Origin of the sequence: Actinomycetospora callitridis (assembly GCF_028737265.1) — a bacterium.
GTDB lineage: Bacteria > Actinomycetota > Actinomycetes > Mycobacteriales > Pseudonocardiaceae > Actinomycetospora > Actinomycetospora callitridis.
On record NZ_JAQZAK010000006.1, the window covers coordinates 73658 to 93264 of the forward strand.

The window sequence follows — 19607 nt, forward strand, 5'->3', positions numbered from 1 at the left end:
GTCAGTCCGCGAGGCCGAGCAGCTCGACCGCCGAGGGGTCGCAGTCGGCGACGAGCTGCACGCAGCGCTCGACCTCGTCGGCCTCGCCGATCGCCTTCGCGGCACGCGCCAGCGCGGCGACGGAGCGCAGGAAGCCCTGGTTGGGCTCGTGGTCCCACGGCACGGGGCCGAAGCCCTTCCAGCCGTTGCGACGGAGCTGGTCCAGGCCGCGGTGGTAGCCGGTGCGGGCGAAGGCGTACGCCGTGACGTGCTCGCCGGCCGCCTCGGCGCGCTCGGCGAGCGCCGCCCAGCCCGCGCTGTAGGTCGGGTGGTCGGCGACGACGGCCGCCGGGTCCTCGCCCGCGGCGAGGCGCGAGGCCGGTTCCGGGGACTCGGGGAGGTAGGTGGGCTGGGGTCCGAGCAGGTTGTGCCCGTGCGCCGCGCCGGGCCCGGTCGGGATGGTCATGGACCCCATCATCCGCCCGGGCCCACCGCGGTCAGCGGCCCAGGGTCTGCCCGGTCGAGCGCAGGTTCTCGCAGGCGGTGACGACCCGCGCGCCCATGCTCTTCTCGGCTTCCTTGAGGTAGCTGCGCGGGTCGTAGACCTTCTTGTTGCCGACCTCGCCGTCGATCTTCAGCACGCCGTCGTAGTTCGAGAGCATGTGCCCGGCGATCGGGCGAGTGAACGCGTACTGGGCGTCGGTGTCGACGTTCATCTTGATGACGCCGTAGTCGAGCGCCTCGTGGATCTCCTCGAGCAGCGAGCCGGACCCGCCGTGGAAGACCAGGTCGAACGGCTTGGAGCCGTCGGGGAGCCCGAGCTTGCGCGCCGCGACCTCCTGGCCCTCCTTGAGCACCGAGGGCTTGAGCTTCACGTTGCCCGGCTTGTAGACGCCGTGCACGTTGCCGAAGGTGGCCGCGAGCAGGTAGCGGCCCTTCTCGCCGCCGCCGAGGGCGTCGACGGTGTGCTCGTAGTCGCCCGCGGCGGTGTAGAGCTTGTCGTTGATGTCGTTGGCGACGCCGTCCTCCTCGCCGCCGACGACGCCGATCTCCACCTCGAGGATGATCTTGGCTTTGACCGCCTCGGCCAGCAGCTCCTGGGCGATCTCGAGGTTCTCGTGCAGCTCCACCGCCGAGCCGTCCCACATGTGGGACTGGAACAGCGGGTTCTGCCCGGCGTTCACGCGGTCCTGGCTGATCGCGATCAGCGGGCGGACGAAGCTGTCGAGCTTGTCCTTCGGGCAGTGGTCGGTGTGCAGCGCGACGTTGATCGAGTACTTGTCGGCGACGACGTGCGCGAACTCGGCCAGGGCACTGGACCCGGTGACCATGTCCTTCACCGACTGGCCCGACCCGAACTCCGCGCCACCCGTCGAGAACTGGATGATCCCGTCGCTCTCGGCCTCGGCGAAGCCGCGCAGCGCCGCGTTGATGGTCTCCGAGGACGTGCAGTTGATGGCAGGGAAGGCGAAGGCGTTGGCCTTCGCGCGGTCCAGCATCTCGTTGTAGACCTCGGGGGTCGCGATGGGCATCGTCGTGTCTCCCAGGAGTTTCTCGACACGGCCGACGACGGGCGCCGACCGGCGGGCTGCGGCGAAGTATGACGCAGCGGGGCGCCCCGCCGCTGCGGCTCCGTGGTGTGACCCGCTCGTCGTCCGTGCGGGGTCCTGGGCCAGCCGGGTGAGTGGCGGCGGGACCTCGTCCCCACCGGGACCACGGGTCGTGAAGGGCTATCGTCGGAGACGTGGGCCACCCCGGGGAGAGTGCCGTCGAGCGCACGCTGGGCAGCCTGAGGGCGATCGATGCGGTCGCCCCGTCGGATGCCTCGGTGCCCCATCCGTCGGCACCACCCGCGGCGCCGTACCGACCGGGCCCCCCGGCGCCGCACCCCGCCACCGGGCCCGTCGCGACCCAGAACGAGCAGGCCCCGCGCACGCTCGAGGATCTCTACCGCGAGCACCGGATGCGGTTCGTCCGCCTGGCCGTGCTGCTCGTCGACGACCCCGCGACCGCCGAGGACGTGGTCCAGGAGGCGTTCACCGGCCTGCACCGGCACTGGAGCCGGCTGCGCGACGAGCACGCGGCGCTGGGCTACCTGCGCACGGCGGTGGTGAACGGCTCGCGCTCGGTGCTGCGGCGCCGTCGCACGGCCCGCGAGTACATCCCGCCCCACACGGCCGACGCGCGGTCGGCGGAATCCCTGGCGATGCTCTCCACGGAGCACCAGGCCGTCGTGTCCGCCCTGGGCAAGCTGCCGCGCCGCCAGCGCGAGGTGCTGGTGCTGCGCTACTACGGGGGCCTCTCCGAGGCCGAGATCGCCGAGGCCACCGGCATCAGCAAGGGCACCGTGAAGTCGACGGCGAGCCGGGGCCTGGAGGCCATCGGCAAGCTCGTGGGAGACGGCTAGGGCGTCGGTTGGGCCGTTCGGGGCCCCTCGGGCGGGCCTGGGTCGCGTCGGGGGGCGCGGCTACCATCGGCCGGGATGGACGACGAGCGGCTGCTGTCGGAGGCCCTGCGCGCGCACGCCGCGGGCGGGGTCTCGTCCCCGGGCAGTGGCCCCGCCGCCCCGACCCCGGGTGCCCCCGCCCCGTCGGACACCGCGTCCGGCTCCTCCCGCCTGCGTGACCGTTTCCGCCCGCTCGGCCGCCGCCGCGGCGCGCCCGATGCCCCCGACGCCGAGGACGTGACCGCTCTGTCCGCCCGCCCGTCCGCGACTCCCCCGTTCCCGGCCGCCACGCGGGGCGCACCCCCGCCCGGAGCCCGCCCCGGGCCTCCCGCACCCACCGGGCCCGCACCCACCGGGCCCGCACCCACCGGGCCCGCGCGTCCCTGGCCACAGACCGGCCCCCGCCCGACCGCACGCCCGCCGATGCCGCCCACCGGTCCGATGGGCCGTCCCGGCGTCCCGCAGCAGCGGCCCGCCCCGGTCACGGGAGCCACGACGGTCACTCCCACCGGCGCCGGGCGCCCGGTCGCGGACCAGGGCGGCGCGACGGAGTGGACGCCCGCGCGGATCGCGTGGTGGTCGGCCGTCGCCCTGCTCGGCGGCGCCATCGCGGGCGCGCTCACGGCCGTCGGCACGCTCGCGCTGCCCGGCTGAGGGTCGACCCCGGGACACGCCGCCGGAGGACCCCGAGGCTCGCGACGAGGCGCGCCGCGTACCGTTTTGACACGTGTCGACCACTCTCGCCGCCGCGACGACCTCGGTGCAGGCCCTCGGACCGGAGTGGCTGGACCCGCAGTTCATCATCGAATGGCTGGGCCCCTGGGCCCTCGCGGGTGTGTGCCTGATCATCTTCGCGGAGTGCGGGCTGCTGGTCGGGTTCTTCCTCCCGGGCGACTCGCTGCTGTTCATCACCGGGCTCGCCGTGGTCACCGGCCTCATCGACACACCGCTGTGGCTGGTCTGCGTCCTGCTCGTCGTCGCCGCGTTCCTGGGCAACGTCTGCGGCTACTACATCGGGCGCAAGGCCGGGCCGGCGATCTTCGACAAGCCGAACTCGCGGCTGTTCAAGCGCGAGAACGTCGACCGCACCCAGGCGTTCTTCGACAAGTACGGCAACCGCGCGATCGTGCTGGGCCGATTCGTGCCCATCGTGCGCACGTTCATCACGGTGATGGCGGGCGTCGGGCGGATGGACGCCAAGCGGTTCTTCACGTTCTCCGCGATCGGCGGCGTCGTCTGGGCGGCCGGCGTGACCCTGCTCGGGGCGGCGCTCGGCCAGATCCAGTTCGTGCGGGACAACATCGAGATGATGCTGATCCTGGTCGTGCTCATCTCGGTGCTGCCGATCGTCTTCGAGGTGATCAAGGCCCGCCGGGAGAAGAAGCTCGGCGCCCAGGGCCTCGCCGAGGACGTCCTCGACGGCGCGAGCGAGGAGCCCACGCAGGTCATCGACACCCGGCGCACCGACCGCTAGGGCTCCGCGTGCGCGCGGACCCACGCGTGCATGGCGATCCCCGCCGCGACGCCGGCGTTGATCGAGCGCGTCGAGCCGAACTGGGCGATGGCCAGCACCTGGTCGGCGCCCGCGGCCGCCTCCGGGGTCAGCCCCACGCCCTCCTGACCGAACAGCAGCACGCAGCGCCGCGGCAGCACCGCGGTCTCCAGCGGCGTCGCCCCCGGCCCGTTGTCGACGGCGACCACCGCGAGGTCCTCCGTGCGCGCCCAGGCGAGCAGCGCCGCGACGTCGGTGTGGTGGTGGACGTGCTGGTAGCGATCGGTGACCATCGCACCGCGCCGGTTCCAGCGCCGCCGGCCGACGACGTGCACCGCGGCCGCCGCGAACGCGTTGGCCGTGCGGACGATCGTGCCGATGTTCGCGTCGTGGTGGAGGTTCTCGATCGCGACGTGGAACGGGTGGCGGCGCCGGTCGAGGTCGGCGACGACGGCCTCGCGGCGCCAGTAGCGGTAGCGGTCGACGACGTTGCGCCGGTCGCCCCCGGCGAGCAGCTCCGGGTCGTAGCGGGGGTCGTCGGGCCACGCGGCGGGCCCGCCCGGCCACGGCCCCACGCCCACCGGCTCGGGGCCCGTGCGCCACTCGGTGGGGCCGGGCTCGTCCGGGTCGTCGGGGGTGGTCACAGCCCCAGGTCGGCCAGCCCGAGCAGCGATCGGCAGGCCAGGCCGCGGGCCTCGACGGCCTCGGTGGCGCCGGTGCCCCGGTCGACGACGGTGACGACCCCGACCACCTCGGCGCCGGTCTCCAGCAGCGCGTCGACGGCGGTGAGCACGCTGCCGCCGGTGGTCGAGGTGTCCTCGACGGCGAGCACTCGGCGGCCGGCGACGTCGGGCCCCTCGATGCGCCGCTGCATCCCGTGGGTCTTCGCCGCCGAGCGCACGACGCACGCGTCGACGGGCGCGCCCGGCGCGTGCATCACGGCGAGGGCGACCGGGTCGGCGCCCAGCGTGAGCCCCCCGGCGGCGTCGTAGGTCCAGTCGGCGGTCAGCTCGCGCACCAGGCGGCCGATCAGCGGACCCGCCTCGTGGTGCAGCGTGGCCCGGCGCAGGTCGACGTAGTAGTCGGCCTCGCGGCCCGAGGACAGCGTCACCCGCCCGTGCACGACGGCGAGCTCGGTGACCAGCGCGGCGAGCCGGGCGCGGGCGTCGGGGTCGACGGCAGGGGCGCTCATCCGCGCCCCGACGCCGAGCGGGCGGCCAGGGCCCGCAGCAGCGCGCGCGGCATCACCCGCGTCACGCCGACGATCGTCTTGTACACCGCGCCCGGCACCGACACCGCCTTCCCGGCCTCGAGGTCGGCCATGCCCTCGGCGACGACCTCGTCCGCATCCATCCACAGCCACTCCGGGCCGGAGCGCTCCTGGCCCAGCCGGGCGTGGAACTCGGTGCGCGTGTAGCCGGGACACAGGGCCATCACCCGCACGCCGGTGTCGACCAGCGTCAGCGCGAGCGTGCGCGAGAGCGCCGTGACGTAGGACTTGCCGGCGCTGTAGACCGAGCCGCGTCCGGGCAGGAAGCCCGCGACGCTGGAGACGTTGACGATGTCCCCGCGCCCGCGGGCGACCATGCCGGGCAGCGCCGCGGCGGTCAGCTCGAGCACGGCGGCCATGTTGACCTCGTAGTTCGCGCGCAGCGCCGCCGGGTCGGTGTCGACGAACTCGCCGGCGGTGGCGAACCCCGCGTTGTTCACCAGCAGGTCGATCGGGCGCTCCGCGGCCGCGACGCGCTCGGCGACCTTGGCGCGGCCGGCGGCCGTCGCGAGGTCGGCGACGAGCACGTCGACGCGCACCGCCTGCGCGCGCAGCCGGTCGGCGACCTCCTCGAGGCGGATCGCGTCGCGGGCGACGAGCACGAGGTCGTGGCCCGCGGACGCGAGGTGCTCGGCGTACGTGGCCCCGATGCCTGAGCTGCCCCCGGTGACCAGCGCGATGCCGGCGGGGCGCGCGCCCCGGGGCCCGCGCCGGCCCCGCAGGGCCTGCGGCAGGGATCCGCGCCGCAGCCCGGCGGCGACCCGCACCGCCGGGAACGGCACGAGCCGGGAGACGCCCACCAGGGCCCGCGGGCCGACCCCGGGCACGCAGAGCGCCCGGCCGGCGGCGTGGTCGGCGAGCGCGGCGGCGGCCACGGCGTCCGCGTCGGGCGGGGCGACGTGCAGCGGCATCGCGCCGGCGAGGCGCCACCGCTCCTTCTCGACGTGCGGCGGCGTCGGGCACACCGTGGTCAGGGCGAGCCCGTCGCGGGAGAACGTGTGCGCCAGCGCCTCGGTCAGCATCCCGATGTAGGCCTGCGCGGCGCCGTCGAGCCCCGCGGGGCCGGGCACCGGCAGGTATCCCGCCGGGCCGGTGACGGTGATCGCCCCGCCGGGACCGGGGTGGCGACGGGAGATCATCCCGGGCAGCGCGGCCCGCAGGAGCGCCAGGACGGCGCCGGCGCTGCGGTCGAGCGCGGCCCGGACCTCGGCGACGTCGGCCTCGGGCAGCGCGCGGGTGCTCGGCGGGGTGGGGCCGACGACGAGCAGGTCGATCGGGCGGGTGCCGGTGAGGAGCCGGCGCACGACGAGGTCGAGGTCGAGCTCGTCGGCGAGGTCACCGGGCAGGACCTCGGGGCGGGCCCCGGACAGCCCGGACAGCTCGTCGGCGAGCGCCTCGAGGGCGGCGCGCTCCCCGCCCGCGAGCACGAGCTCGTCGCCCGCGGCGTGCAGGCGGCGGACGAAGGCGCGTCCCAGGTCCGTGTCCGCACCGGTCACGAGGGTGCGGCGCGGGGTCGGTCCGCTCACCGCCCCGAGGACGAGCTGCTGCGGGCGCCGGGCCCGAACTCGTCGTCCTCGATGTCGTAGGGGATGTCCGCCGGGCGGTCGCGGTGGGTCGGGCGCGGCTGGGACTCGGGACGGGGCTCGGGCTCGGCGTCCACGGGCTCGGCGTCCACGGGCTCGGCGTCGACGGGACGGTCCTCGCCCGCTGCGTCGTAGGCCCCGAAGCCGCCGTCGGACCAGCCGTCGCCGCGGTCGGGATCGGCGCCGCCGCCCGCCGCGTCCTCGAGCGCCACGGACACCTCGACGAGGGCCTGCAGCAGGTTCTGGACGCGGTCGGGGTCGGCACCGGGCTCGATGGTGGCGAGCACCCAGGTGTCCTCGGCCCACAGCAGCGGGACGTCCTCGCCGACGAGGTCGGCCGCGCGGGCGACGTCCGGCGTCACGAGCGGTCGCGCCTGCGCCACCGAGGTGACGAAGGCGTAGCGCTCGCCGACCTGGCCCAGCGAGTCGAGCCCCGCGTCGTCGGGCAGTGGCGCCGACGGGAGCCGCAGCTCGATCGCGACCGGCAGCGTCGCCACGCCGCGGACGGCCGCGACGATCCCGGTGACCTGGCCGGCCTGCTCGTGGTCGAAGACGTGCGCGAGGCGGCGGCCGCCCGGCCCGGGCACGGCGCCGGTGGCGAGGTCGAGCGCGCGGCCGTGGCCGCCCTGGTGCACGGCGCCGTAGCGCCAGCGACTCGGCAGGACGGGGTCGACGTCGACGAACTCCCAGCTCTTCGCCTCCGCCCACCGACGCCGGTCGCGTCGGTGCCCGCCGGTGCGGGAGCGGTCGGAGAGCAAGAGCAGCGCCCCGCCGCCCGCGGCCAGCGCCGCGATGACGAACCAGACCCAGGCAGGCACGGCCCTGAGCCTACGACGCCCTCGTCCCCCCATCGTGCAGCACGTCACCGGCGCGCCGGAGGAGATGTGATCGATGGTCGTGGCCATGGCCCCGGATTCCGCTCACGTGGGAGCGCCGGAAGCGGTCGCGGCGCACGGATAGGCTCGATCGTCGTGAGTGCCACCCTGGTCGCGCGGGACCTCGCCGCCGCGCACGGCGCCCGGGTGCTGTTCACCGGCCTCGACCTCGTCGTCGCCCCCGGGGACGTCATCGGTCTCGTGGGCGTCAACGGCGCCGGGAAGTCGACGCTGCTGCGCCTGTTGGCCGGTCTGGCGGCGCCGGACCAGGGCTCCGTCGCGGTGTCGCCGGCGACGGCGAGCATCGGGCACCTGCCGCAGGAGACCGCCCGCGTGCCCGGCGAGACCGTGCGCGGGTTCGTCGGACGCCGCACCGCGGTCACCGCCGCGACGGCCACCCTGGAGTCCGCGACGACCGCGCTCTCCGAGGGCCTCCCGGGTGCCGACGACGCGTACGCCGTGGCCCTCGAGCGCTGGCTCGACCTCGGCGGCGCCGACCTCGAGGAGCGCACCGAGGAGGTCGCCGACGACCTGGGCCTCGCCACCGAGCTGCTCGACGCGGAGATGACCTCGCTGTCGGGGGGCCAGGCCGCGCGGGCCAACCTCGCCTCGCTGCTGCTCGCGCGCTTCGACGTCTTCCTGCTCGACGAGCCCACCAACGACCTCGACCTCGCGGGCCTCGACCGGCTCGAGCGCTGGGTGCGCGAGCTGCGGGCGGGCACCGTGCTCGTCAGCCACGACCGCGAGTTCCTCGCCCGCACCGTCACCTCGGTGCTGGAGCTCGACCTCGCCCAGCAGGAGGTCACGCTCTACGGCGGCGGCTACGAGGCGTACCTCGCCGAGCGGGAGACGGCCCGGCGGCACGCGCGCGAGGCCTACGAGGAGTACGCGGAGAAGCGCGGCGAGCTGACCGCGCGGATGCAGACGCAGAAGCAGTGGGTGGAGAAGGGCGTGCGGAACGCCCGGAAGAAGGCGTCCGACCCGGACAAGCACGTCAAGCACTTCCGGGGCCAGACCTCGGAGAAGCAGGCTGCGAAGATCTCGCAGACGGAGCGGCGGATCGAGCGCATGGAGGTCGTCGAGGAGCCCCGCAAGGAGTGGGAGCTGCGGATGACGATCGCGGCGGCCCCGCGGTCGGGCACGGTCGTCGCCACCCTGGACGGCGCCGTGGTCCGGCGGCCGAAGGACCCGGCTCCCCTATCGGCGTGCTCCCCTGGACGCTCCGCGGGTGGGTCCGACTTCACCCTCGGCCCCGTCTCCCTCCGGCTCGACTACGCCGACCGCGTCGCGATCACCGGGGCCAACGGGTCCGGCAAGTCGACGCTGCTCGCCGTGCTGCTCGGTCGCCTCGCCCCGGACGAGGGCCGCGCCGCGCTGGGCTCGGGGGTCGTCGTCGGCGAGGTCGACCAGGCGCGCGGCCTGCTGTCGGGCGGCACGTCGCTGCTCGACGTGTTCTCCCGCGAGCCCGAGCTCGACCGCTGGCCCACCGCGGAGATCCGCACCCTGCTCGCGAAGTTCGGCCTCGGATCCGAGCACGTACTCCGCGGCGCGGACACGCTCTCGCCCGGGGAGCGCACCCGGGCCGCCCTCGCGCTGCTGCAGGCCCGCGGGGTGAACCTGCTGGTGCTCGACGAGCCGACCAACCACCTCGACCTCACGGCGATCGAGCAGCTCGAGACCGCGCTCGCGTCCTTCGAGGGCACGCTGCTGCTGGTCTCCCACGACCGGCGCCTGCTCGCGGGCGTCGCCACCACCCGCGGCTGGCACCTCGACGCCGGACGCGTCGTCGAGGTCGACCGGCGTGGATGAGAGCACTCCCATCCGCGCGTCACCCACGGCTCACCGACGCCCACGAGGGTGGCCGCGTGGCTCGATCGACGCTCGCCGCCGCCCTGCTCCGACGTGCCGGGTCGCCTGACGCGGTTCCCGGCTGGCGAGGACGAGGGCGGGGCGCGCCCGTGAGGCCCTCGGGAGCCGTTTGTGAGGGCCTACTCGTCAGCGCGGACGGTCGATTGACGAAACCGCCCACCAGTGCTTGCATCACTGCATTCATTGCATGACTGCAAGGATCTGACGATGGACGAGCGGGACCGGCTCGCGACGAGCTTCGGGGACATGCGGCGCGCGATGATCCCCGCGTTCGTGCTGGACCTCCTCGCCACCGTCGACGGCGGGGACGAGCTCTCGATGACCCAGCTCGCCACCCTCTACGTCCTCGACGCCGGCGAGCCGGTGTCCCTCGGCGGGCTCGCGGACCGGATCGGGCGGTCGGTGTCGGCGACCAGCCGACTCGTCGACGCCCTGGTGCGCCGTGGTCTCGTCGAACGCCGGGAGCACCCGTCCGACCGTCGCGTCCGGCGGATCGCGCTCGCCGACCACGGCGACGCCCTGCTCCGCCGCCTCGAGCGCACCCGCGCCGAGGCCCAGCTCGAGGTGATGGACCGCCTCGCCCCCGCGGACCGGGCCCTGGTGGCCCGCGCGATGACCCTGCTCGGCGACTCCGCCCGGCAGGGACGAGAGAAGAGAGACCCGCCATGACCGACGCACCGCTCGTCCTGCCCCTGGAGGCCGTCGACCCGACCGACCCCGACACCCTCGGCCGCGTCGGCGGCAAGGCCGCCAACCTCGGGGCCCTCGTCCGCGCCGGCTTCGCCGTGCCGGCCGGGGTCTGCCTCACGACCGCCGCGTACCGACGGGCGGTGGGCTCGGCGCTCGACGCGCTGCTCGCCGAGGACATGGACGCGGTCGGCCTCGCCGAGAAGGCCCGCGCCGCGGTGCTCGCGGTGCCGATCCCCGACGAGGTCGCGGCCGCGGTGCGGGCGACGTGCCCCGACGGGCCGGTGGCGGTCCGCTCATCGGCGACCGCCGAGGACCTGCCGGGCGCGAGCTTCGCCGGCCAGCAGGACACGTTCCTGAACGTCGTCGGCGACGACGCGGTGCTCGACGCGGTGCGGCGCTGCTGGGCCTCGCTCTGGACCGACCGGGCCGTCGCCTACCGCGGCGCCCACGACATCGACCACGCCGCGGTCACGCTCGCCGTCGTGATCCAGTCGATGGTCGACGCGCGGTGGGCCGGCGTCCTGTTCACCGCGGACCCCGTGACCGGACGCCGCGGGCAGGCCGTGATCGACGCCGCGCCGGGGCTCGGTGAGTCGGTGGTCTCGGGCTCGGTCGATCCCGAGCACGTCGTCGTCGACCCGGCCGGCGAGATCGTCTCCCGGCACGCGGGCGCCGGCGGGACCGTCGTCCGTGCCCTGCCCGGCGGGGGCACCGAGACCGTGGCGCACCCGAGCGGTGCGGCCTCCCTGGACGACGCCGACGTGCGGACGCTCGCCCGTCTCGGCCGCCGGGTCGAGGCGCTGTTCGGCGCGCCGCAGGACATCGAGTGGGCCCTGGACGGCGACGGCCGCGCGTGGTTGACCCAGTCGCGCCCGATCACGACGCTCTACCCGCTCGTGCCCGGACGCCCGGGCCTGCGGCTGTTCCTCTCGGCGAACGTCGCGCAGGGCGTGTTCCGGCCGTTCACCCCCGCCGGACTCTCCGCGGCCCGGCACCTCGCCTCCGGCGTCGCGGGCCTGCTCGGTGTGCCGGTCGACGATCCCGAGCAGGGCCCGCCGATGCTGTCCGAGGCCGGCGAGCGCGTGTTCGTCGACCTCACCGACGTCCTGCGCAGTCGGGTGGGCCGCGCCGGAGCCGCCGGGGTGCTCGGGGTGATGGAGACCCGCTCGGCCGAGGTCATCGCCACCCAGCTCGACCGACCCGAGCTCGCCGTCACCCGGCGCTCGCCCCTGCCGACCGTGCGGCGGGTCGGCCGGGTCGCCCTCCGCTACCGCATCCCGCCGGCCGTCGTCGGCGCCTGGGTGCGCCCCGCCCGCGCGCGTGCCCGGGCGTCCGCGCTGGTCCGGGACGCGGCCGCGATCCTGCCCGCTCCTGCGGGCGCCGGGCGGGAGGAGCGCCTCGACCGCGTCCGCTGGATGCTCACGGCGTGCTTCGCGCCGATGGCGCCGCAGATCGCACCGGCCCCTGCCGCCGGCTTCCTCGCCCTCGGCCTGGCCGCGCGCCTGCTCCGCGGTCGCGCCCGTCCCGGCGAGCTCGGCACCGTGCTGCGGGGCCTGCCGCACAACGTCACCACGGAGATGGACCTCGCGCTCTGGGAGCTCGCCGTCCGCCTGCGCGACGACCCCGCCACCGTCGTCGCCCTCACCGGCACCCCGCCGGCCGAGCTCGCCGGACAGCGCAGCACCTGGCCGCCGGTGCTCGCCGAGGGTCTGGGCGCCTTCCTCGCCGCGCACGGCCGCCGCGCCGTCGCCGAGATCGACCTGGGCCTGCCGCGCTGGTCCGACGCCCCCACCCACCTGCTCGGGGTGCTCGCGAACTACGTCCGTCTGGACGACGCCGGGCGCGCTCCGGACGTCGTGTTCGCCCGCAGCGCCGCGGAGGCCGAGGCGATGATCGAGTCACTGGCCGCGCGCGCCGGCGGCCTGCGCGGACGGGTCGTGGCCGCGGCCCTGCACCGGGCCCGCGATCTCGTCGGGCTGCGCGAGCTGCCGAAGTACTGGCTGGTCACGGTGCTCGCGGCCGCCCGGACCGAGCTCGCCGCGGTGGGCGCCGACCTGGCGTCCCGGGGCCGCCTGGAGACGGGTGACGACGTGTTCTTCCTGAGCCTCGCCGAGGCCCGGGAGGACGTCGACCGCCGCGGCGTCGTGCGGGAGCGGCGCGCGACCTACGAGCGCGAACTGCGGCGCCGGCACGTGCCACGCATCGTGCTCTCGGACGGCACCGAGCCCGAGGCCCTCGGCGCCACGGATGCCCCCGCCGACGGTGCGCTCACCGGCGTCCCGGCCTCGGCGGGCACCGTCACGGGCCGGGTCCGGGTGATCACCGACCCGCAGGGCGCCCGCCTCGAGCCCGGCGACGTGCTCGTGTGCCCGTCCACCGACCCCGGCTGGACGCCGCTGTTCCTCACCGCCGGCGGGCTGGTGATGGAGATGGGCGGCTCGAACTCCCACGGCGCGGTGGTCGCCCGCGAGTACGGCCTGCCCGCCGTCGTCGGCGTCCGCGACGCCGTGGCCCGATTGACGGGCGTGGCGGAGGTGCGCGTGGACGGCACGAGCGGGCGGGTGGAGCCGCTGGTGACGTCGTAGGGAATGTCAGCGGCGTGGCGCCGCAGACGTTGAGTGTTCAAACAAGGGGAGCACGCCGAGAGGGCCACGCAGACGCGAGCGCTCAGACCACCAGTCGGTAGAACCGGAAGATGTCGTTCTCCAGGTCGTCGAGCACCTCGACGCCCGAGAACCCGGCGGCGCGGGCGTACTCCTCGAGCGTGCTCCGGCGCATCACCGTGCCGGTGCCGACCGAGTCGTCGGCGGAGAGCCCGTCGGGCAGGCAGCACATCAGCGAGAAGCCGTAGAACAGGCGCTCGACCTCGTCACCGTCGGGAGCGAAGGCCTCCGCGACCTTCTCGTCCATGATCAGGACGGTGCCGCCCGGCGCCACGGCCCGGCGCATCGCGGCGAGCACGGACACCGGGTCGGGCATGTCGTGGACGCACTCGAACGCGCACACGAGGTCGTAGACGCCGGCCTCGGCGCTCGCGACCTCCGCGTGGTGCACGCGGACCCGGTCGTCGACGCCCTCCGCCTCGGCGTGACGCCGGGCGGCGGCGACCGAGGCGGCGTCGACGTCGAAGCCGTCCACCCGGGCCGTCGGGTAGCCCCGCGCGATGCCGATGCTCGACCAGCCCTCGCCGCAGCCGACGTCGGCGACCCGTCCGCCGGCGCGCAGCGCGGCGTCGACCTCGCCGAGCCGCGGCAGGTGGTCGCGGGCGAGAGCATCCCGCAGGAGCGGGCGGTTCTGGGCCGCCTGGCCCTCGCGGGCGTCGTCACCGAGGGTCTCCCAGCTCACCCCGCCGCCCGTCCGGTAGGCCTCGAGCAGGTCGTCGATGTGGCGCAGCGACGCGACGAGGATCCGCGCGAACGGCGTCAGCACCGTCTCGCTGTCGAGGTCGGCGAGCACGGGGACGTGCGCGGCGGGCATCGCGAAGCGGCGCTCGTCGGGCGCGGCGGCCGCGTCGTCGACGGTGAGCATCCCGCTCACCGCCTGGTACTCGAGCCACTCGCGGGCGTAGCGGGCGGCGGTCCCGGTGCGCGCGGCGAGCTCGGGCGCCGTGGCCGGGCCGTCCTCGGCGAGCGAGCGGAACCAGCCGAGCCGGTCGCCCACGTAGAGCGCGGTGGTCTGCTCCATGCCGAGGATCCAGCCGAAGACGGTCTCGGCGCAGGCCTCGGTGGTGTGGGTGGGGCTGTCCTGTGTGGTCGTCATGGGTCGACGGTGGCGCACGGGCCTGTCACGGCGCTGTCTCATTGCTGTCGCCGCGCCGATACTCGGGGGCGTGAGCACGACCAACCCCGTCCGGGGCCGACTCAACGCCGGCTTCTTCCGGCTCGTCGACCGCTACGTCCACCACGTGCTCGGTGGCCGCAAGGCCGCGCTGTTCGCCGATCTCCCCGGGACGGTCGTGGAGCTGGGCGCCGGGACGGGCGCGAACATGCGCTACTACCCGGCGGGGACGCGGCTGATCGCCGTCGAGCCCAACCCGCCGATGCACGGCCCGCTGCGGGACGCCGCCTCCCGCCACGGCGTGGACCTCGAGATCCGCGCGGTGGGAGCCGAGGACACGGGCCTGGCGGACGGCAGCATCGACGCGGTGGTGAGCACGCTGGTGCTGTGCACCGTGGACGATCCCGCCGCGGTCGTCGCCGAGGTGCGCCGGATCCTGCGTCCCGGCGGGCGCTTCCTCGTCCTCGAGCACGTCGCCGCCCCGGACGGGAGCCCGCTCGCCCGGCTGCAGCGCAGCCTGCGATCCGGGTGGCGGTGGGCGTTCGAGGGCTGCGACCTGCGACGCCACACCGGCGAGCTGCTGGCCGACGCCGGGTTCGCCGACGTGGCCCTGGAGCGCTACCGCGCCGGCTCGGTCTTCCTGCCGGTGGACGAGCAGGTGGCCGGGACGCTGCGCCGCTGACCCGTCCGGCACCCCCACAGCGCCGCGCACCCGCCGACACCGAACGCCGCGGCCACCGCGATGCCGGCCGGCGGGCTCGCCGACGCCTCCGCCACGAACCCGGCCGTCCCCGGGCCGACGAGTCCGCCGACCGCGGCCGCGAGGTGCAGCACGCCGAGACGACGACCGAGGCCGAGTACCCCGAACAGCTCGGCCGCCGTCGCCCCGGTGAGCCCGACGAAGGTCCCGTGCGCCCCGCCGAACACCAGGGCGAAGCCGGCGAGGGCCGCCACCCCGTGCGCCGGCGCCCACAGGCCGAGGCTCAGGGTCATCACCACGGCGCCGGCCCGGAAGACGGCGAAGGCGCCCCAGCGGGCGACGGCCGGCACCACCGCCAACCTCGCGGCCAGGCTCGCCGCGCCCGCGGCCGCGACCAGGGCGGCGCCGGTGGCGAGGTCGATCCCCCGCAGGGCGGCGAACGGGGCGAGGTGCACGACCGGCACGAACATCGCGGCGGAGAGCCCGACGGCACCGAGGCCGAGACGCCGGAAGCCGCGGTCGGCGAGGACGGCCCGCAGACCCGGTTGCCCAGGCGCCCCGTTCCCCGACCCTCCGGCGGGCGCCGCGGGGACGCACGCCCCGAGCACGACGGCGGCCACCACGGCGAGCACGACCGCGGCGCCCCGCAGCCCGAGCGGCGCGACGAGGGCGACCGTGGCCGGCGGAGCGATCACGGTCGCCAGCCCCGCGCCCCCCGTCGCCACGACCAGGGCCGGACCCCGGCGGCGCTCGAAGGCGGACCCGACGGCCGCCTGCAGCGGGACGAACAGGCACCCCGCCCCGCCGCCGACGCCGAGCGCGAAGCCGGCGGCCGCCACCGGGAAGCCCGGCGCCGCAGCGAGGACGAGCAGGCCGCCGGGGACCAGGACCGCGGCGAGCGCGACCAGCGGGCGGACGCCGTGGCGCTCGGCGAGCGGGCCGGTCACCGTCCCGAGGGCGAGCATCGTGGCGAGCGTCGCCGCGAACATCACCGACGCCGTCCCCGGGCCCACGCCGAAGGTGGCGGCGACCGGCCCGGCCAGGGGACCGGTGCCGGTGGCGAGCCCGAGGGCGACCGCGGTCGCGGCCACGGTCGCCGTCAGCAGCCGCCCGGGTGCCTGTGCGGTGGTCACGATCCGTCGAAGAGGGTGGCGGCGGGCCGGAAGTACTCCCCGGCGATCGAGGCCCGGTAGCGGTCCGCGCCCACCGCGGCCTCGAGCCCGGCGGTCTGGGTGGCCTGGGCGCGCAGGGCCGCGAGCTTGCGGTCCAGGAGATCCTCGTCGAGCTCCAGGGCGACGGCGAGCTCGGCGTCCCGGCAAGGCACGAAGGCGTCACCGGCGTCGTCCATCGGCTCGGCGAACTCGGCGAACCGCCGCACCCAGTCCTCGGTCACGGCCGCGTGCAGCAGCCGTGGCGTCGCGGGCACGCGCCGCAGCGCCCGGTCGGTCCAGGCCGAGACGGCGCGGTGGTCCCGGTGCCCGGTGATGCCGTCGGGCCCGAAGGTGACGACGGTGTCGGGCGCGATCTCGGCGACGATCGCGGCGAGCTCGTCGACCGTGTCCTCGCCGGGGTCGGCGACGAGCGCCCCGTCGCGGTGGCAGCGCCCGCTCGCGTCACCGAGGAAGCGGTGCTCGATGCGGCACCGGACGGGGTCGAGCGCCGAGAGGCTCGCCGTGATCTCCCGCGACCGTTCGGCGGCGAGGCGGGCGGGCGACCAGCGACCGGGGTCGTCGGTGCCGTGCTCGCCGCGGGTGGCGGTGACGACGACGACCCGCCTGCCCGCGGACACGGCTGCGGCCAGGACGCCGCCGGAGAGGTAGAGCTCGTCGTCGGGGTGGGCCCAGACCCCGAGCACGGTGCCGAGGGCGGCGACGTCGTCGGGGGTGCGGACGGGGCGGGTGGTGGTCGGGGCGCTCACGGCGGTCTCCGGTCGACGACGGGGTGGGACGCCGTCGAGACTCGGGCCGGGCGCTGTCAGCCGGCGTGCACGGCGCTGTCACCGACGTGGCGCGCGATCGCGGCACGGGCCAGCGCGAGGGCTTCCTCACGGTCCGGGGCCCGCTCCCGCGGCACGACACCCCGGTCCCGCGGCCGGTCGTGGGCGTCCGGGGCGCGGTCGGCGGCGGCGTCGAGCAGGTCGGCGGTGCCGGCGTCGCCGAGGGTCCGGAGCAGGTCGGCGAGGTTGCGCAGGGTGACCCACTGGTGGCTCCAGTTGCCGCCGGCGGCCCAGTGGTCGATCACCTCGCGGTACCCGACGAGCGCGGCCCCGATCCGCCCGGACCGCGAGCGCAACGACGCCAGCCCGACCGCGGCGATGGCCTCGAGGAAGGTCGACCCCACGCTCCGGGCGCGGGCCATCGCTGCGCTGTAACCCTCCTCCGCGGCGTCGGTGCGGCCCTCGACGCTGTCGATCTCGGCCGTGACGTAGGCGGCGAGCCCGAGCAGGGACGGCACGTCGCCGGCAGGCAGGAGAAGGATCAGCTCGCGGGCCCGGCGGGGGTCGCCGCCGTACAGCGCGGCCAGCGCACCCACGCCCGGCTCGGGGCGGGGGCGCTCGCCGAGGCCCAGCGCGGCGACGTCGTGGGTGACCGCCTCGTCCCAGGCGCCCCGGCTCAGGCTCGCCTCGCCGAGGGCGGCCAGGCAGACGCGCCGCCCCTCGTCGTCGCCGGCGCGCGCGAGCCCGCCGCGGGCGAGACGCTCGGCCTCGACGGCGTCCCCGCGCAGGTAGGCGTCGTGGGACGCGTGGCCCCACACGCGCGCCGCGAACGGGTGCCCGGCCAGCGCCGGGTCGTCGACGAGCTCGGTGGCCAGGGCGCGCACCTCGCGCAGGTCCTGCCAGTAGGCGATCTCGGCGAGCGAGACCGCCATCGCCGTGGCCGCGTCCAGGTCGCCGCGGGTCCGCGCGAGGCGCCACGCGGCCCGCAGGTTGCCGAGCTCGCGGCGCAGCACCGGCCCGACGACGGCCTCCTGGGCGGTCAGCGCGGTGCGCTCCGCCCACGCCGCGAGCTCCACCGCCCAGCGCACCACGTGCCGGTCGGCGGCGTCGTCCTCCCCCGCGGCGACCAGCCGGTCGCGACCGAAGGCGCGCAGGGTCTCGAGCAGCCGGTACCGGGTGCGCCCCGACGCGTCGGATCCCGCCTCCACCATCGAGGCGTCGACGAGTCGCGCCAGCAGGTCCCCCGCGTCCCCGGCGAGCCCGAGCGCGCCGGCCACCCCCTCCACCGCGACGAGGTCGACGCCGTCGGCGAACGCCGACAGGTGCCGGAACAGGCGCTGCTCCTCGTCGCCGAGCAGGTCGTAGGACCAGGCGACGGTGGCTCGCAGCGTGCGGTGCCGGGCGTGCAGGGCGCGGCTGCCGAGCAGGTCCAGCGCCCGGTCCAGCCGCAGGGCGAGCGCGGCCGGGGCGAACGTCGACAGCCGCCCGGCGGCCAGCTCGACGGCCAGCGGAAGGCCCTCCAGCCGGCGGACGATCTCGGCGACCTCGCGGAGCTCGTCGGCGGTGAACGCGAGGTCCGGGCGCACGCGACGGGCGCGGTCGAGGAACACGGCGACGGCGGCGGCGTCGGGCAGCGGGGCGAGGCGCACGACAGCCTCCTCGGCCAGCCCGAGCGGCTCGCGGCTCGTGGTCAGCAGCGTGACCCCCGGGCAGCGCTCGAGGAGCTCGACCACCAGGTCGCGGACGGCGTCGAGGAGGTGCTCGCAGTTGTCCAGCACCAGCAGCCGGGGCGACGCGTCGAGCACGTCGAGGCAGGCGGTGAGGACGTCGCCGGTGATCGAGCCGAGGCGCAGCGCCGCGGCCAGCGCGTCCGGGATCCCCGCGGCGTCGGTCACCGCCGCGAGCATCAGGGTCGCCGCGTCGGGGCGGCGGCGGGCGAGCTCGCGGGCGATGCGCGTCTTGCCGACCCCGCCGGTGCCGACCACGCTCACCAGCCGCTCGGTGGCGAGCAGCCGGTCCGTCTCGGCCAGCTCCCGGTCACGTCCGTGCAGGTCCTCCGGCACCGACGGTGCCGCCAGCTCCGTCGGCCCCGTCGGCACCGCCGCGACGGACACGGCCACCGGCCCGGCCGCGCCCCCCGCCACGTCGCTCTCCAGGGCGGCCAGCGCGGGCGAGGGGTCGAGGCCGGTCTCCTCGGCCAGCCGCGCACGGAACTCCCGTGCGGTGCGCAGCGCCCGTGGCGCCTGCCCGGTGGCGGCCAGCGACCGCACGAGCAGCAGGACCGCGGGCTCGCGCAGCGGGTCGTCCGCCACGGCGTCCGCCGCCGGGCCGAGCGCCTCCTCGGCGACCCCGGCGGCGATCAGGGCGCCGGCGAGCCGATCCGTGACGTCGCGCCAGAGCTCGTGCGCGGCCTGCGCGGACGCGCGCAGAGCAGCGACGTCGGCGAGGTCCCCGAGGGCCGTCCCGCGCCACGCGCCCCGGGCCTCCCGCAGCAGCACGGCGGCGGCGGCGGGATCGGTGGGGGCGACCTCACGGGCGCGGTCGCGCAGCACGCGGACACGCCGCAGGTCCAGCCCGTCGTCGCCGAGCCGCAGCCGGTACCCGCCGTCGTCGGTGGTCAGACGGCGCGCCCCCGGCCCGAGGTCGGCGCGCAGTCGGGAGATGTGGCTGTGCACGGTGGCGCGCGCGGATTCCGGCGGGTCGTCCGGCCAGAGGGCGTCGACCACTTGGTCGACGGCGACGGTGCGGCCCTCGGCCAGCGCCAGGAGCGCCAGCACGGCGCGGCGCTTGGGGCCGCGCACGTCGACCGACCGTCCGTCGACGCCCAGCCGCAACGGCCCGAGCACGTCGACCCGGACGGCCTCACCTGCACCCGTCACCAGCACCCACCGCCACTCCTCGTGACGAGCATGCCGCGCTGTCAGCGCCGTGCAAGGGGCGTGCCAGCCGATCGGAGCAGCGTTCCCGGCATCGGACCTCCCGGACCGACA

17 protein-coding genes are annotated in these 19607 nt (G+C 76.3%); 7 read left to right on the forward strand and 10 right to left on the reverse strand.

Features of this window, described 5'->3' with window-relative positions:
- Window position 1 precedes the first annotated feature (1 nt).
- Window positions 2–445, reverse strand: a complete 444-nt coding sequence (locus PH191_RS19345) for a DUF3151 domain-containing protein (RefSeq protein ID WP_274196260.1) — start codon at window positions 443–445, stop codon at window positions 2–4.
- A gap of 31 nt (window positions 446–476) precedes the next feature.
- Window positions 477–1511 carry a class II fructose-bisphosphate aldolase gene (gene fbaA / locus PH191_RS19350; protein WP_274196261.1) on the reverse strand — a complete coding sequence of 345 codons (1035 nt, stop codon included), beginning with the start codon at window positions 1509–1511 and terminating at the stop codon, window positions 477–479.
- A gap of 212 nt (window positions 1512–1723) precedes the next feature.
- On the opposite strand from fbaA, the gene PH191_RS19355 reads away from it, so the two are divergent.
- From PH191_RS19355 to PH191_RS19365, 3 genes are all read left to right on the forward strand, one after another.
- Window positions 1724–2386 carry a SigE family RNA polymerase sigma factor gene (locus PH191_RS19355; protein WP_274196262.1) on the forward strand — a complete coding sequence of 221 codons (663 nt, stop codon included), beginning with the start codon at window positions 1724–1726 and terminating at the stop codon, window positions 2384–2386.
- Window positions 2387–2461: 75 nt separating this feature from the next.
- On the forward strand, window positions 2462–3079 hold the full coding sequence (locus PH191_RS19360; RefSeq protein WP_274196263.1) for a hypothetical protein: 618 nt from the start codon (window positions 2462–2464) through the stop codon (window positions 3077–3079).
- Between the two features lie 73 nt (window positions 3080–3152).
- Window positions 3153–3899: a DedA family protein gene (locus PH191_RS19365; RefSeq protein ID WP_274196264.1), complete on the forward strand. Its 747-nt coding sequence runs from the start codon at window positions 3153–3155 to the stop codon at window positions 3897–3899.
- Here PH191_RS19365 and PH191_RS19370 read toward each other — a convergent pair.
- From PH191_RS19370 to PH191_RS19390, 4 genes are read right to left on the reverse strand one after another with little or no spacing between them, the layout of a single operon-like run.
- Window positions 3896–4561 (reverse strand): TrmH family RNA methyltransferase, encoded by a 666-nt coding sequence (locus tag PH191_RS19370; protein WP_274196265.1) that lies wholly within the window; start codon window positions 4559–4561, stop codon window positions 3896–3898. The two genes, PH191_RS19365 and PH191_RS19370, sit on opposite strands and share 4 nt — an antisense overlap.
- Window positions 4558–5109, reverse strand: coding sequence for an orotate phosphoribosyltransferase (gene pyrE, locus PH191_RS19375; protein ID WP_274196266.1), 552 nt, complete (start codon window positions 5107–5109; stop codon window positions 4558–4560). Before pyrE ends, PH191_RS19370 begins: the two co-directional genes overlap by 4 nt.
- A complete protein-coding gene (locus PH191_RS29990; RefSeq protein ID WP_337994079.1) occupies window positions 5106–6713 on the reverse strand; it encodes an SDR family NAD(P)-dependent oxidoreductase in 1608 nt (535 codons plus the stop codon). The genes pyrE and PH191_RS29990 overlap by 4 nt, the downstream gene beginning before the upstream one ends.
- On the reverse strand, window positions 6710–7588 hold the full coding sequence (locus tag PH191_RS19390) for a type III secretion system chaperone family protein (protein WP_274196267.1): 879 nt from the start codon (window positions 7586–7588) through the stop codon (window positions 6710–6712). Before PH191_RS19390 ends, PH191_RS29990 begins: the two co-directional genes overlap by 4 nt.
- 153 nt (window positions 7589–7741) lie before the next feature.
- Between PH191_RS19390 and PH191_RS19395 the strand changes: the two genes are divergently transcribed.
- The 3 genes from PH191_RS19395 (at window position 7742) to PH191_RS19405 (ending at window position 12789) form a co-directional block, all read left to right on the forward strand.
- On the forward strand, window positions 7742–9454 hold the full coding sequence (locus PH191_RS19395) for an ABC-F family ATP-binding cassette domain-containing protein (RefSeq protein WP_274196268.1): 1713 nt from the start codon (window positions 7742–7744) through the stop codon (window positions 9452–9454).
- A gap of 267 nt (window positions 9455–9721) precedes the next feature.
- Window positions 9722–10183, forward strand: a complete 462-nt coding sequence (locus PH191_RS19400) for a MarR family winged helix-turn-helix transcriptional regulator (RefSeq protein WP_274196269.1) — start codon at window positions 9722–9724, stop codon at window positions 10181–10183.
- A complete protein-coding gene (locus tag PH191_RS19405; RefSeq protein WP_274196270.1) occupies window positions 10180–12789 on the forward strand; it encodes a PEP/pyruvate-binding domain-containing protein in 2610 nt (869 codons plus the stop codon). Before PH191_RS19400 ends, PH191_RS19405 begins: the two co-directional genes overlap by 4 nt.
- A gap of 82 nt (window positions 12790–12871) precedes the next feature.
- Here the strand turns inward: PH191_RS19405 and PH191_RS19410 are convergent, their stop codons facing one another.
- Window positions 12872–13963, reverse strand: coding sequence for a class I SAM-dependent methyltransferase (locus tag PH191_RS19410; RefSeq protein ID WP_274196271.1), 1092 nt, complete (start codon window positions 13961–13963; stop codon window positions 12872–12874).
- Between the two features lie 70 nt (window positions 13964–14033).
- Between PH191_RS19410 and PH191_RS19415 the strand changes: the two genes are divergently transcribed.
- Window positions 14034–14663 carry a class I SAM-dependent methyltransferase gene (locus PH191_RS19415; RefSeq protein WP_274196272.1) on the forward strand — a complete coding sequence of 210 codons (630 nt, stop codon included), beginning with the start codon at window positions 14034–14036 and terminating at the stop codon, window positions 14661–14663.
- Here PH191_RS19415 and PH191_RS19420 read toward each other — a convergent pair.
- From PH191_RS19420 to PH191_RS19430, 3 genes are read right to left on the reverse strand one after another with little or no spacing between them, the layout of a single operon-like run.
- Window positions 14600–15814, reverse strand: coding sequence for an MFS transporter (locus tag PH191_RS19420; protein WP_274196273.1), 1215 nt, complete (start codon window positions 15812–15814; stop codon window positions 14600–14602). The two genes, PH191_RS19415 and PH191_RS19420, sit on opposite strands and share 64 nt — an antisense overlap.
- Window positions 15811–16599: a PIG-L deacetylase family protein gene (locus tag PH191_RS19425; RefSeq protein WP_274196274.1), complete on the reverse strand. Its 789-nt coding sequence runs from the start codon at window positions 16597–16599 to the stop codon at window positions 15811–15813. Before PH191_RS19425 ends, PH191_RS19420 begins: the two co-directional genes overlap by 4 nt.
- 56 nt (window positions 16600–16655) lie before the next feature.
- Complete coding sequence (locus tag PH191_RS19430) at window positions 16656–19496, reverse strand: AfsR/SARP family transcriptional regulator (RefSeq protein ID WP_274196275.1); 2841 nt, start codon at window positions 19494–19496, stop codon at window positions 16656–16658.
- Window positions 19497–19607 lie beyond the last annotated feature (111 nt).

Bases quoted from the DNA above. Each gene is read 5' to 3' on its own strand.
- PH191_RS19345 (WP_274196260.1), bottom strand. From the start codon at position 445: ATGACCATCCCGACCGGGCCCGGCGCGGCGCACGGGCACAACCTGCTC.
- fbaA (WP_274196261.1), bottom strand. From the start codon at position 1,511: ATGCCCATCGCGACCCCCGAGGTCTACAACGAGATGCTGGACCGCGCG.
- PH191_RS19360 (WP_274196263.1), top strand. From the start codon at position 2,462: ATGGACGACGAGCGGCTGCTGTCGGAGGCCCTGCGCGCGCACGCCGCG.
- pyrE (WP_274196266.1), bottom strand. From the start codon at position 5,109: ATGAGCGCCCCTGCCGTCGACCCCGACGCCCGCGCCCGGCTCGCCGCG.
- PH191_RS19400 (WP_274196269.1), top strand. From the start codon at position 9,722: ATGGACGAGCGGGACCGGCTCGCGACGAGCTTCGGGGACATGCGGCGC.
- PH191_RS19405 (WP_274196270.1), top strand. From the start codon at position 10,180: ATGACCGACGCACCGCTCGTCCTGCCCCTGGAGGCCGTCGACCCGACC.
- PH191_RS19410 (WP_274196271.1), bottom strand. From the start codon at position 13,963: ATGACGACCACACAGGACAGCCCCACCCACACCACCGAGGCCTGCGCC.